Source organism: Ruminococcus albus AD2013 (assembly GCF_000526775.1).
In the GTDB taxonomy this organism is placed as follows: Bacteria; Bacillota; Clostridia; order Oscillospirales; family Ruminococcaceae; genus Hominimerdicola; species Hominimerdicola alba_A.
On record NZ_JAGS01000001.1, the window covers coordinates 286,629 to 301,259 of the forward strand.

Sequence of the window (14,631 nt, forward strand, 5' to 3'; positions counted from 1 at the left end):
TCGGTCAGCCTACGGATATTCTCTCCATCGGCAGTTTGCTCTTAACATTTTCGGTTGAAGGCAGTGCCGCATATATCAGTGTGAGGGGGCCTACTCTTCCGAAGAACATCAGTATCATCAGCAGTATTCTTGGTGCCAGTGAAAGTGTGCTGGTTATACCAAGTGTAAGACCTACCGTGCCTACTGCGGAACCTGTTTCAAACAGGCAGGTGAGTATAGGCAGACCCTCGATACGGCTTATAGCTATGCCTGTTGTTATGAACAGGGTGAGATAAGTAAAGAGCAGTGCCGCCGCATTTCGCACAGCTTCCTCGGGAAGACGGCGCTTGAAGCACTGTACATCGTTTCTGCGGCTGAATACGGTTATAGCCGAGAAAAACAGAACAGCAAGAGTAGCGGTCTTCATACCGCCCGCAGTTGATCCCGGTGAACCGCCCACGATCATCAGCATTATCATGACCAGTGTTCCCGAACCGTCCATAGCGGCAAGATCCTGAGTGTTGAATCCCGCAGTTCTTGTAGTTACCGACTGGAACATGGAGCTTATTATCCTGTCGCCCATAGGCAGCTTGCTGTATTCGCAGAAGAAAAAGTATACAGCAGGTATGAATGTCAGCAGCAGGGAGGTTATAAGTACTACCTTGCTCTGGAGGCTGTATTTCTTGAGGTGGTGCTTGTGGGTCTTTATGTCGTTCCATACCAGGAAGCCGATGCCGCCCACGATTATCAGCAGCATTATCACTATATTAAGGTATATATTATCGTGATAGGAACACAGTGACGAGAATGGTTCGCGCACACCCATCAGGTCAAATCCCGCGTTGCAGAAAGCGGATATGGAGTGCCATACCGAGTAACCGATGCCCGTAACTACTCCGAAATCCTTTATAAATACGGGTAAGAGTAGTATCGCGCCGATAAGCTCTATCATCAGGGACGTTTTGAGTATAAATCCCGTGAGCTTGACGATACCGCCGACCTGCGGCGCTGATATGGAATCCTGCATGGTGCTTCGCTGTGCAAGACCTATCTTTTTGCCCGAGAGCCGCATGATAGTCACACCCATGGTGACAACGCCCATGCCGCCTATCTGTATCAGCAGCAGTATTATGACTTTTCCGAAAAGCGACCAGTAAGTAGCCGTGTCCCTTACCACCAGACCTGTAACGCAGGTGGCGGATACCGCAGTGAAAAGGCAGTCTGTGAATGGCGTGAAAGCCCTTGCCTGCGAAGATATGGGCAGCATCAGAAGCAGTGCGCCCAGAAGTATTATCCCGAGAAAACCGAATATGATTATCTGGAATGAATTAAGATGTTTGTTAGTTTTCTTTTTTTCCATAGTGTTCTACACCTCTTTTTTCGATACGGTATAAATTATATCATATTTGGGATTAATATGCTATTAATAATTTGTAAATAATATTTATGGCGAAACGTTGCAGGATATTGGAAAGTTCTGCATATCTAATAGAAAAAGTTTTGAATAATAAATCTTTATTTCGCACACCTGTGTTTCTTACCAACACAGCAAAATGGGGTACGAATGGCTGATCGGGATATCTGAATTTTGTATTAAATGCCCTTTACAAATAAGTCGTGATGTGCTATAATATCTTGAAGAATGTTTAAAGGAGGATTTAAAGTGCAGAAGGCATATCTAATTCTTGAAAACGGCACAGTTTTTGAGGGCAAAAGCTTTGGCGCTGTCGGCGAAGCTGTTGGTGAGATAGTATTCACTACCGCTATGACGGGCTATCTTGAGACCCTTACCGATCCCAGCTATTATGGACAGATCGTTGTTCAGACATTCCCTCTGATCGGAAATTACGGAGTTATCCCCCAGGATTTTGAAAGCAGCCGTCCCCATGTAAAAGCATATATCGTAAGACAATGGTGTCAAGAGCCCAGCAATTTCAGATGCGAGGGTGATCTTGACATTTTTTTGCGTAATAACGGCATTGTTGGTATGTATGGTATAGATACCAGACGTCTGACAAGGATAGTAAGAGAGCACGGTGTAATGAACGGAAAGATAGTTACATCCACCGACGGCACAGTACCTGAGGAAGTAAAGAACTATAAAATAGTAGAGGCGGTAAAGAACACCACCTGCGATAAGGAAGAGACTTTCTCACCCGATGGTGAAGCTAAGCGACGTGTTGTTCTGTACGATTTCGGTGCAAAGGCTAACATCGGAAGATGTCTTGTGAACAGGGGCTGCGAGGTAACGGTAGTTCCCGCATACACCAAGATCGACAGGATAAAAGAGCTTGCTCCCGACGGTATAATGCTGTCGAACGGCCCCGGAGATCCTGCGGAGAACGTTGAGATAATAGAAGAACTCAAAAAGATAGGTGAGCTTAAAATACCTACTTTTGGTATCTGCCTTGGTCACCAGCTGCTGGCACTTGCACACGGCGCAAAGACCGAGAAGCTGAAATACGGTCACAGAGGTGCTAACCAGCCTTGCAAGGAAGTAGCTACCGGTAGAGTATATATCACTTCACAGAACCACGGTTACGCAGTTGTAAGCGATACCCTGCCCGCAGGGGCTGAGGAAAGCTTCGTAAATGCCAACGACAACACCTGCGAGGGCGTGCGTTATACCGATGAACCTGCTTTCTCAGTGCAGTTCCACCCCGAAGCTTGCGGAGGTCCTCTGGATACGGGCTTCCTCTTTGACCGCTTCTGCGAGTTGATAGACGAGTACAAAAATTCTCCCGAATCTGAAAATGTCTGACAGAAAGGATAGATAAAAATGCCTTTGAATAAAGAGATACGCCGCGTTCTGGTCATAGGCTCGGGACCTATCGTTATAGGTCAGGCAGCCGAGTTCGACTATGCGGGCACACAGGCTTGCCGTGCGCTGAAGCAGCAGGGTCTTGAGGTAATACTGATAAACTCCAACCCCGCTACCATAATGACCGACAACGCTATGGCGGATAAGATATATATAGAACCTCTGACACTTGAGACTGTCAAGAGGGTAATAATAAAGGAAAGACCCGACAGCCTGCTTTCCACACTGGGCGGACAGACAGGTCTGACGCTTTCGATGCAGCTGGCAAAGGAAGGCTTCCTGGATAAGTATAATGTAAAGCTGCTGGGTGCTAATCCCGAGACCATCGACAAAGCCGAGGACAGACAGCTGTTCAAGGATACGATGGAGTCCATCGGTCAGCCCTGCATACCTTCAAAGGTAGTAAACACCGTTGAAGATGCTGTTGCATTCTCCAAGGAGGAGGGCATAGGCTTCCCGCTTATCATCAGACCAGCATTCACACTGGGCGGCACAGGCGGCGGTATCGTTAATAATGAAGAAGAACTCATCGAGATAACCAGAAACGGTCTGTACCTCTCGCCTATCACACAGGTACTGGTAGAGAAGTGCATCGCGGGCTGGAAAGAGATAGAGTTCGAGGTAATGCGTGACTCAAAGGGCAACGTTATAACTGTATGTTCCATGGAGAACTTCGACCCTGTTGGCGTACATACAGGTGACTCCATAGTTATAGCCCCTGCTGTTACTCTGGCTGATAAGGAGTATCAGATGCTGCGTTCCGCTGCGCTGAAGATAATCGACACACTGAAAGTAGAGGGCGGCTGTAACTGTCAGTTCGCACTGAACCCCGAGACTTTCGAGTATGCTGTAATAGAAGTTAACCCCAGAGTTTCACGTTCTTCCGCACTGGCTTCCAAGGCTACGGGCTACCCCATAGCAAAGGTTGCAGCGCAGATAGCAATAGGTTATACTCTGGACGAGATAAAGAATGCCGTAACAGGCAAGACCTATGCCTGCTTCGAGCCTGCACTTGACTACGTTGTAGTAAAGCTGCCCAAGTGGCCTTTCGATAAGTTTGTATACGCTAAGCGTGAACTGGGCACTCAGATGAAGGCTACAGGCGAAGTTATGGCTATCGGTACTACATTTGAGCAGGCTATAATGAAGGCTGTACGCGGTGCCGAGATAGGTCATGACTGCCTTATCTCGCCTAAGATGCTGGAATTCTCCGATGATGAGATAAGATCTAAGCTGCATGAACCCAGCGACGAGAGAATGTTCGTGGTATACGAAGCACTCCGCCGCGGCGTGACCGTTGATGAGATACACTCCATCACCATGATAGACGAGTGGTTCCTTAACAAGCTCTGCAAGCTTATAGATATGGAAAAAGAGCTGGCTAAGGGCAATGTTTCAAAGGAAACCTACCTTGAAGCCAAGAAGATGGGCTATCCCGACAAGGTTATAGAGCGTATATCCGGTGAAAAGGTGACTGAACCTGCACACGCAGTATTCAAGATGGTCGATACCTGCGCTGCCGAGTTCGCTGCTAATACACCTTATTTCTATTCCACCTACGATGAGGAGGACGAAGCTGCCGAGTTCATCGCTGAGCAGAAGCAGAAGAAGGATACTGTCATAGTTTTCGGTTCGGGTCCTATCCGTATCGGTCAGGGCATCGAGTTCGACTATGCTTCCGTACACTGTGTATGGGCGCTGAAAGAGCACGGCTATGACGTTGTTATCGTAAACAACAACCCCGAGACAGTTTCCACCGACTTTGATACAGCTGACAGACTGTACTTCGAGCCGCTGACCAACGAGGATGTTATGAATATAATCCGCGTTGAGAAGCCCGTTGGCGTAGTTGTAGCTTTCGGTGGACAGACCGCTATCAAGCTGACAAAGCACCTGAATGAGAACGGTGTGAAGATACTGGGAACACCGCCTGATTCCATAGATGCGGCAGAGGACAGAGAGCGTTTTGATGAACTGCTGGAAGACCTGCATATCAAGCGTCCTGAGGGCTTTACTGTAATGACCTGCGACGAGGCACTGGAAGTAGCTGACAAGATAGGCTATCCTGTACTTATGAGACCTTCCTACGTGCTGGGCGGTCAGAACATGATAATCGCTTTCAACGAGGCTGATATCAAGGAATATATGGCTATCATACTCGACCAGGGCATCGAGAACCCCGTACTTATAGATAAGTACCTCATGGGTATCGAGCTGGAGATAGATGCTATCTGCGACGGCGAGGAGATACTTATCCCCGGTATCATGGAGCATATCGAGAGAACAGGTATACACTCGGGCGACTCCATAGCAGTATACCCTGCATGGAACGTATCCGACAGACTGATAGACAAGGTAGTTGACTGCTCGAAGAGACTGGCTCTCTCCCTGAAAACAAAGGGTCTTGTAAATATACAGTACCTGATCTACGAAGATGAACTTTATGTAATTGAAGTAAACCCACGTTCTTCAAGAACCATTCCTTATATTTCAAAGGTTACTGGCGTGCCTATGGTAGACCTTGCTACAAAGGCTATGCTGGGCGAAAAGCTCCGCGATATGGGCTACGGTGTAGGTCTGCACCCCAATTCGCCTTATGTAGCTGTTAAGGTGCCTGTATTCAGCTTTGAAAAGCTTATAGGCGTTGATAACCACCTTGGACCCGAGATGAAGTCTACAGGTGAGGTACTGGCAGTATCAAGCTCGCTGGAAGAATCTCTGTACAAGGGTCTGACAGCTGCAGGCTACAAGCTGGAGCAGAAGGGCGGCGTGTTCATTACTGTACGTGATTCCGATAAAAAGGAGATACCTCAGACTGCCAAGATGTTCGCTGACCTGGGCTTCAAGATCTATGCTACCGAGGGTACTGCAAGAGTACTGCATGACCACGGTATCAAGGCTGAGGCTGTTAAGAAGATACACGAGAGCGACGAGAACACCCTTACACTTATCGAGAGCGGCAAGGTGAACTACGTTATCTCAACATCTTCAAAGGGTCGTATACCTTCACGTGATTCAGTTAAGATAAGAAGAAAGACAGTCGAGTGGAATATTCCCTGCCTGACTTCTATCGATACTGCAAACGCTATCGCTTCCTCCATCAGGAGCAAGTACAACGAGAGCAACACAGAGATAGTTGATATAAACAATATGCGTCGCGAAAAGACCACTCTGCACTTCACCAAGATGCACGGCTGCGGCAACGACTATGTATACTTCAACTGCTTTGACCGTATGATAGATAACCCCGAGGGCTTTGCGCTGAACCTTTCCGACAGACATTTCGGTATCGGCGGCGACGGTGTTATACTGGTATGCCGTTCAAAGGTTGCTGACGGACGTATGAGGATGTTCAACCTCGACGGTTCGGAGGGCAAGATGTGCGGCAACGGCATAAGATGCGTGGCTAAGTTCATGAGAGATAACGGTCTGGTTGACCGCGACCTTATGACCATCGAGACACTGTCAGGCATCATCAAGGTAAAGCTCAGCAGACATTACGGCGAAGTTAACGGCGCTACTGTTGACATGGGTGCTGCTATCCTCGACCCTGTGAAGATACCCTGCACACTGCCTGCTGACGAGAACGGCATGGTCGTAAACAGGGAAGTTGAGATAGCAGGTGAGAAGAAGAATGTTACCTGCGTATCCATGGGCAATCCTCACTGCATCGTATTTATGAACAACATAGACGATATGGAGATCGAGAAGATCGGTCCCAAGTTCGAGCATGATCCCATCTTCCCCGAGAGAGTGAATACAGAGTTTATCAAGGTAATAGACAGCCACACTCTTAAGATGCGTGTATGGGAGAGAGGTTCGGGCGAGACATTTGCCTGCGGCACGGGCGCTTGTGCGGCTGTAGTTGCAGCTGTCCTGAACGGCTATTGTCCTAAGAACGAGGAAGTAACAGTTATGCTGCGCGGCGGCAACCTGAAGATACGCTACACTGATGAAACTGTTTATATGACAGGTGAGGCTGTTACTGTATTCGAGGGAGATATCAGCGTTTAAGGTCTTCTATATACAGCGATTTTCTGCAAAAAGTTGTACGTTTTTGTACAACTCTTGCAGAAATATGTCTGAGTTAAAAATAAAAACGTATGTTTGCATAAAATCTTCGTGCAGGATATGTGCATGATAACAACAAAAAGCGCCTTGCCGAAAACGACAGGGCGCTTTTGTGAAAGGAGCGGTGGACTATGTCGATCACATTGCAGTACATACTTTGCGGATTTATATTCTTTGTGCCGGGGGCGTTGATGGTGGGGCTGAATTACTATCTTATCATTATGGGCATAAAAAACGAAAAACTTCCCGAGGAGGAACGAAAGCGGTATCCGTCGGGAGCACCGCTCTATGGAGGGATATTGTGTGCTGTGGGCGTGCTGATAGCATTGCGCTTTAAACACCTGTGGATCGGTCTGATACCCCTTTTGCTCGACCCCGGAGGGATATCCGGGATATTGTATTGCCTGATATTTGAGAGCGGGAAACCAAGAAAGAAATAGAATAACACGTTTTTTCAAAAGCAAACAGCCGTACCCAAGTGGTGCGGCTGTTGTTTGTGTTAAGTATATTAATTAAGGAGTATAAAGCAGGTCACTTGATAGTAACGGTGAAGGATCTGCTGTTAACATTGGTGAGATCCCACTTGCCGTTTACCTTGGCACCGATCATCATCTTGTAGGTCTTGCCTGGTCTGAGTTTTGGGGAAGTATAGGTAGTGGTATTCGCCGGAATGTTCTGATCAACTATCTTCCACTTGCCTGCAAGGAATACAGCAACTCCGTAGCACTCTGCATTAGGGATTTGGTTCCAGTTCAACCTGAACTGATGATAGGTCTTGTTGTATTGGATAGAGGAGAGTTTGGGGTAAACAGGCTTGGGTGTAACAACTATGCTGTTGGAGAAATCCTTGACGTATTTTCCGTTCAGCATTGGAATGACAGCTACCCTGTACTCTGTATTTGCAGCCAGACCACTCAGTATATAGGTAGTATCCGTTGTTCTGTCGAGCATTTTCCACTCGCCGTTGACGTAGCCTGCTATAGCGTATCTTTCAGCGCCTTCTATTTCGTTCCAGCTGAGCTTGACTGCCTTATTTCCCTTCAGATAAGATACAACGGGTGGGGTGTATACAGTACGGGTGTCAGCGCTGGCATTTATTGCCGCAACACCGCCGATAACGCCTACAGGGACCGCGCCGCTTAACATCATAACTACACAAAGACCTGCTGCTGCTCTCTTCATATTATTTGATAAATTCTTTTTCATAATATTACACCTGACCTTTCTACATACCATCAACGTTTGCGTTAAAAATTGCTACATTCGTATGAAACTTGTCCATTCGAGTTCCTCCTTCTTCAATATTTATCAAGCTAAATAATAATACGCTTGATACTTATTAACTATATTATAACATTCACAGAAACATTTGTCAAGAATTATCCAAAAGCTCTATTTAAAACTTTGTGAAACTTGTTAAAATAATAGTTAAATTAAATCCGGATAAATAATAACGGTTGTATATCTTGTGGCGCGGCATTGGCGAAGCATGCTGTTTGTGCTGTAAAGTCTTGGTTAGTTATGGATAACCAATTTTAATAAAATGCTTGTATTTTACAGAAGAACATGGTATAATACTAATGTTACTAATTTTTCCGAATGGAGGATAACAAATGAGCGAAGAAAGAATACCCAAGAGAAGTGAAGTCGCTAAGGAAAACACCTGGGCGATAGAGGATATTTTCCCGACAGATGAAGCGTGGGAAAAGGCGCTTGAGGACTTCAAAAAGCTCCCCGAAAAGGTAGCTGCATACAAGGGCAGACTTGGCGAAAGCGCCGATACCTTGCTTGAGTTTTTAAAGCTGAGCGACGATATATCGGTAGCAGCTGACTCGATCGTGAACTATGCCCAGCGCAAGTCTGATGAGGATACGGCTGTTGCAAAGTATCAGGGCTATGTGGGTCAGATGATGAACGTGTTTGTTGCGTTGAATGCAGCGAGCAGTTTTGAAAGTCCCGAGCTTATCTCGATCCCCGATGATGTGCTGAAAGGCTTCTATAAGCAGAACAGCGGGCTTGAACTGTACCGCCGTCAGCTTGAACGCATACGCCGCAGGAAAGACCATGTACTTTCCGAAGCGGAGGAAAGGATCATTGCGCTGGCGGGCGAGATGGGAAATTCAGCAGATAAGATATACTCTATGTTCTCAGATGCCGATCTTAAATTTGAGGACGCTGTTGACAGCGAGGGCAAGACTCATCAGGTGACCCACGGCAGTTATATACCGCTGGTAAAGGACGCTGACAGGGAACTGAGAAAGTCTGCATTTACTTCCATATACAAGGGCTACGGCAAATTCCGTAACACCTGCGCGGCTACCCTCGATTCACAGATGAAAGCGCTGGAATTCTATTCAAAGGCGAGAAATTATAACTCTGCGCTGGAAGGTTCGCTTTCGGCAAATGAGGTGCCTGTGGAGGTGTATCACAACCTTATCAAGGCAGTTCACGATAATATGAACTATATGTACGATTATGTCGCACTGCGCAAAAAGCTTCTCGGTGTTGACGAACTGCATTTCTACGATCTCTACACCCCGATAGTATCCGACTTTACCATGAAAGTCACCTTTGAAGAGGCTAAGGAGACTGTACTGAAAGCACTTGCACCTATGGGCGAGGACTATATCGCCATACTGAAAGAGGGCTTTGAAAACCGCTGGATAGACGTATATGAGAACGAGAACAAGACAAGCGGTGCGTACTCCGCAGGTGCAAGAGTACATCCTTTTGTACTGTTAAACCACAAGGACACCCTCGACTGTATGTTCACGCTGGCGCACGAGATGGGTCACGCTATACATTCCTATCTCTCAAACAAAAATCAGCCTGTGGTATACAGCGATTATGTTATATTCGTGGCTGAGGTTGCTTCTACCTGCAACGAGGCTCTGCTGATGCAGTATCTCCTTGCACACACGGATGACAAGAAGGAAAAGGCATATCTCATAAACTACTTCCTTGAACAGTTCCGCACCACTCTTTACAGGCAGACAATGTTCGCTGAATTCGAGCTGAAATGCAGTGAGATATGCGCTTCGGGCGATACCCTTACAGCTGATAAGCTTTGTGAGATCTACGGCGACCTGAACAAGCTGTACTTCGGTGACGGTATCGTTCTCGATGAGGATATCAAGATGGAATGGGCACGGATACCGCACTTCTACTATGATTTCTATGTATACCAGTACGCGACCGGCTATTCTGCGGCGATAGCGCTTTCACAACGTATACTGAAAGAGGGTGCACCAGCTGTTAAGGATTATATTGAAGGCTTCCTCATGGGCGGCTGCTCGGCTGACCCGATAACACTGCTGAAAAATGCGGGCGTTGATATGTCTACCACTAAACCCGTGACCGATGCTCTCGCACTTTTTGGTGATCTGATAAAGCAGATGGACGAACTTGGCAAGTAGTATAAACCGATAAATATAATAAAAACGGAGGACAGTTCATTTAGCTATCCTCCGTTTTGTGTTATATTATTTCTTTTACTAACGGTACAAATTTCAGTACTCTTGTTATCGCATAAGACACTGCAAAAGCTATGAGCATCATCAGAATCAGCGTACCTGTGCTGCCGTGTGCAAAGGGGTCAAACTTCATAACTACAAAGATGTGCTTGTACACGATCATGTGTATCAGGTATATCCCGAATGAGCACTTGTCGATCTCAGCCGCCGCTTTATCGAGGAAAGGTATCTCCTTGCCGTTGTCGAAAGACTTGAACAGTGAGAATACTCCTGCCGCGGCAAGCACGGTGTGTACTGCAAAGTACTGATCTGCGATATTTTTCACACGTTTGGCGGTATCAGCATCTGCGGTGTGCAGGCGGTAGTAGGTCAGGAAGATCATTCCTGCCGCGCCTATGAGTATGAATATAACGCTGAGTATCCGTCCGATCTTCAGTTTTTCGCTGTGAATGGCATATCCCATAAAGAAATACAGTGGGAAGATACTGCCTGCGAATATGTAGAAAATCAGTGTACCACTGCCGATAAGTGTCTTAGCCGTCGTTATCACGGAATTTGCTACAAACAGCAGTCCCAGCAGATACAGCAGTTCTTTTTTGTCAGCCGATTTTGTTATAATTCGGTAGATCGGCAACATGAGATAAAAAGCTATCATCAGGTAAAGATACCATGTGTGTGACCAGCTCATGCCGTTTTCAGTGAAGGTATCAAACACCGCATGGCGCACGCCCTCAAGCAGGTGCGCGGGTCTGAAATCCTTCTGATAGACTGCGTGATCGTACACTGCGAATATCTCGGCAAAAGCAAACAGGGCTATCACCATACGCGGCATATATTTCCCGAAGATCTTTTTGAGATCGATCTTTCGCTTAGCGTCCAGCATCAGCGCACCGCTCACCATCATGAAAGCAGGAACAGCCCAGTACATCAGGTTGCGCACTGTGAACAATGCTGTCATTCGCTCACGATCGTTTCTCGCAAAAGTGGCGCCTGTTATATAGCAGCCGTGCAGCACGACAACTGCTATGCAGGCAAGCGCTTTTATCCGGCTGAAATACAGTATCCTGCTTTTATTTTCGGTGTCATTGTTCATAATCAGAATACTTCGGCATCGTCGCCTACACAGCCACCCTGATCCTGATTATCATAGGAAGGCTGCTCGTCGTAGACTGCGGGCTCTTCGTAATTATATACAGGCTCTTCGTTGTAGTTATTGTTATTATCTACATCAGGCTCTTCATAGTAGGGCTCTGTTGTTACAACGGGCTCGTTTTCATTGCTTATGCCCTCAGCAGGCTTGCCTGCTACGGTCAGTGACTCGCCGTCTTTTGTCAGGCACTCTACGGAAGGTTCGTTGATATTGAGACCGAGCCTGATGGTGGAGCAGATGCTTGTGTTTACTTTCTCAACATCGTAAACAGTATTCTCATCGGAGCCGTATCTTACTGTCAGAGCTTCGCCCGAAGGTATTTCAAAGGACTGGGCAAAGCCTGTGGAAAGAAAAGCACCGTCTTTAAGCAGGTCAGCGATACACTTTCCGTCCTTGTCGAGTATCTGTATCACATAAAGGTCGATGCCTGTGTTGTTGGATATCTCGGCTCTCATCATTTCAAGCTTTTCCTCGGCCTTGGAATCTGCCTCAGCCTTGCTCTCAACGGGAGCCTTTTCTTCCTCATCTGATGTGATCACCTCCACAGCGGCAGCTGAAGAAGTGGTATCTTTTTTGGACTCGTCGTTCTTTTTGGTATCGCCGCAGGCGCTCGTGCTAAGTGCAGTAACAGCTATTACTGCAAGGATAGATGCTTTCTTCATAAGTGTAATATTCATTTTATTTTCCTCCGTTTTATCAACTCATTATAACACGTTTTACTGTGCCGTTTATGTCATATTTCCATGTGCCTTTATCGCCGTAGGTTATTTTGAAACCGCTCTGGCCTTTTTTATTTTCACACTGGAAATCGGGGTCGAATATATAGGTCTTGCCGCTGCCGCCAAAGTTGTTTATCTCGACCCATGAATGGTCGATGGATGTTCCGCGGCTAAGTGTGCAGCTGGATATCTGATGAGCGTCAAAGCCCAGCATTTTAGCCATTTCACAGAAGCAGGCTGCCATAACGTAGCAGTTGCCCTCGTGTGCGTCAAATCCTTTGTCAGCATACCATTCCATTCCGGGAGAACCGTCTCTGGGAAGCCATTCGCCGTTGATATAGTATGAGTAAGGCATTACGCACCAGTTGAATGCCTTTTGAAGATCCCAGCCTACTTTATCGAGTACAGCTGCGGCTTTTGCGTAGTAGGGAAGAGTGTGTACTTTGACTTTAGGCGACTTATCGGCATTTTCATAGCTCTTGCCGAAAGTGTTCACTGCCAGCACCCTGAATTCGTAATCCTTTTCGGGAGATACTTTGATCTTCAAGCTGCGCTCGGAGTATTGACCGTAGTAGTGTTCCTTGCCGTCAACCTTATAATAGACGTTGTAAACATCTGCATCAGCGGCAGCTTTCCATGTCAGCTTTACGTAGTTGCGCTCGGACACAGCTTTCAGCCCTGTCACGTTTGCAGGCTTGACACGCAATTTGCATTCGTATCCGTCTGAGAAACTTTTAACGCCGCGTTTGCTTGCGGTATTGTAGTATGTAAAGGGCATCACCTTTACGGAAATGATATCATCATCAGCCCATTTCAGTTCATCGATAGTGAGCTTATTATATCGGGTCTGACGTTTTTCGGTCTTGTTTTCGCCTGTTATTACGATATCGTAACCGTCTGCGCCCTCAACAGCTGTCCAGTTTACCGTGACATCACCGCGCAGTGATATGATATTATCAAGCTTGGTAAATTTCGTCGTTGCGGGAACTATGCTGCTTTCATCAACAGTTTCCAACAGCTCCAGCCAGTTCATGGCTCTTATGCCTTTGATATGTGCCAGCAATGAACTGAGATCGGCGATATTTATTATGCCGTTTTCGCTGACATCTGCTGCTTTCTGACCATTTACACTCAGCATCTTCTTTGATTTGATGTGAGCCGCAACCAGTGTCGCATCAGTGATATTGATCTTGCCATCGTTGTTGACATCGCCCTTTGCGAAGTCTTCTTCTGCAGTGGATTCTCCGTCGGTCGTGCTTTCGTCATCCGATGTGACAACATCGTCAGCATCGCCGTTTGCATAGCTCTCAACCGCAGAGATAGTCTGTTCCTCTGCACTGTCAGCAAATGCGCACAAAGCTCCCTGCGGGAACACAAGCGCTGCAGCTGCAACGGCAGCACAGAATTTCCTTGAAATATATGTCATGTATTTCCCCCATTTCTGTTTGGTTGAATCATCGACTTTATTCAAAGTCAACCAATATTATATCATACACAGAAAGCCGTTCCATGAACAAAATGTAAAAAATACCGACGTAGAAATACAATTTCCCGAGAATTACTGGTTTTCAGGTTATTATCATTCTTAAAAAATGTGTTTTTTTCACAGGTGAGACAAATGGCAGAGTGAATGAGCAGTTAACAGAAAATCATACCTATGATCCCATATTTCGTCGGAATAATACAGCTTTCTGATCCCGGGCAGGGTTGATTTTTCGGAAGGGATATGGTATAATAAATTTTTGGAAAAGAGAGGTGATGAACTTGAAGGATGAGCCTTTATATGTGTTCCCGCCTAAGCTTTCTCGGACGGAGAAGCAGGCAAAGGCGCTGAATGATCTGGCTGAACACAGAAAAATGTCCAAACAAATGTACAGAAATCTCATTCTTGCGGGAGTGATATTCGCTCTTTCGCTGCTTGTAAAGTTCATTATCATAAAGATATTGCTTATCCTGCTTGCGGCAGGCAATGCGGCGGTGGGAATTATTTTGTACAGATACTACACACTCTCTCGTGACACCCGACTTTACACCCGTATCTATCCCGATAGGCTCGAGCATCTGCAAAAGCTTGGTCTTATGGGAGATATGCTGAAAGTCACCCTCTATTACAATGAGGTGGAGCGTTCATCTCAGGACGGCAGGGGCAATATGTGTTTCAAGCTGAAAAAGTGCGTTAAGTCACAGTTTGCAAAGGTCGATAAAAAGGGTGTCGAAAGTCCATATCAGCTAAATGATAACTTAGCGGTTCTGAAATTTATCGATACCAAGGCTAAACTTACGCTGATCGATAAACTTCACGATGAGATCAATTATCCGAAGAAAAATTACAACGTCATCACCGACGATGATGATTATTACAGTAAGGAAGACATGGAGTGGGATCAGCTCCATAAGCACGGTTTATAGGAAGTGGTA

Annotated in this window: 10 protein-coding genes; 5 read left to right on the plus strand and 5 right to left on the minus strand. The window is 46.4% G+C overall.

Going from position 1 to position 14,631, the window contains the following annotated elements:
• Positions 1–4 precede the first annotated feature (4 nt).
• Positions 5–1,339, minus strand: a complete 1,335-nt coding sequence (locus tag N773_RS0101225) for a TrkH family potassium uptake protein (RefSeq protein ID WP_024856066.1) — start codon at positions 1,337–1,339, stop codon at positions 5–7.
• Between the two features lie 282 nt (positions 1,340–1,621).
• On the opposite strand from N773_RS0101225, the gene N773_RS0101230 reads away from it, so the two are divergent.
• From N773_RS0101230 to N773_RS0101240, 3 genes are all read left to right on the plus strand, one after another.
• Positions 1,622–2,740: a carbamoyl phosphate synthase small subunit gene (locus N773_RS0101230; protein ID WP_037287015.1), complete on the plus strand. Its 1,119-nt coding sequence runs from the start codon at positions 1,622–1,624 to the stop codon at positions 2,738–2,740.
• 18 nt (positions 2,741–2,758) lie between these two features.
• A complete protein-coding gene (gene carB, locus N773_RS19510; protein WP_024856068.1) occupies positions 2,759–6,814 on the plus strand; it encodes a carbamoyl-phosphate synthase large subunit in 4,056 nt (1,351 codons plus the stop codon).
• Between the two features lie 188 nt (positions 6,815–7,002).
• On the plus strand, positions 7,003–7,311 hold the full coding sequence (locus tag N773_RS0101240; RefSeq protein ID WP_024856069.1) for a hypothetical protein: 309 nt from the start codon (positions 7,003–7,005) through the stop codon (positions 7,309–7,311).
• A 91-nt stretch (positions 7,312–7,402) separates the two neighbouring features.
• On the opposite strand, the gene N773_RS0101245 is transcribed toward N773_RS0101240, so the two are convergent.
• On the minus strand, positions 7,403–8,077 hold the full coding sequence (locus N773_RS0101245; protein ID WP_024856070.1) for a fibronectin type III domain-containing protein: 675 nt from the start codon (positions 8,075–8,077) through the stop codon (positions 7,403–7,405).
• A gap of 407 nt (positions 8,078–8,484) precedes the next feature.
• On the opposite strand from N773_RS0101245, the gene pepF reads away from it, so the two are divergent.
• Positions 8,485–10,287, plus strand: coding sequence for an oligoendopeptidase F (pepF, locus tag N773_RS0101250; RefSeq protein ID WP_024856071.1), 1,803 nt, complete (start codon positions 8,485–8,487; stop codon positions 10,285–10,287).
• 61 nt (positions 10,288–10,348) lie between these two features.
• On the opposite strand, the gene N773_RS0101255 is transcribed toward pepF, so the two are convergent.
• Genes N773_RS0101255 through N773_RS20960 form a run of 3 tightly spaced genes read right to left on the minus strand, consistent with a single transcriptional unit; the run spans position 10,349 to position 13,639 of the window.
• Entirely contained in the window at positions 10,349–11,437 is a 1,089-nt protein-coding gene (locus N773_RS0101255) for an acyltransferase (protein WP_024856072.1), read from the minus strand.
• 2 nt (positions 11,438–11,439) lie between these two features.
• Positions 11,440–12,171: a hypothetical protein gene (locus tag N773_RS0101260; protein ID WP_024856073.1), complete on the minus strand. Its 732-nt coding sequence runs from the start codon at positions 12,169–12,171 to the stop codon at positions 11,440–11,442.
• A gap of 19 nt (positions 12,172–12,190) precedes the next feature.
• Positions 12,191–13,639, minus strand: coding sequence for a dockerin type I domain-containing protein (locus N773_RS20960; RefSeq protein ID WP_024856074.1), 1,449 nt, complete (start codon positions 13,637–13,639; stop codon positions 12,191–12,193).
• Positions 13,640–13,971: 332 nt separating this feature from the next.
• Here N773_RS20960 and N773_RS0101270 point away from each other — a divergent pair, with 332 nt between their 5' ends.
• Positions 13,972–14,622: a hypothetical protein gene (locus tag N773_RS0101270; protein ID WP_242840336.1), complete on the plus strand. Its 651-nt coding sequence runs from the start codon at positions 13,972–13,974 to the stop codon at positions 14,620–14,622.
• Positions 14,623–14,631: the final 9 nt, after the last annotated feature.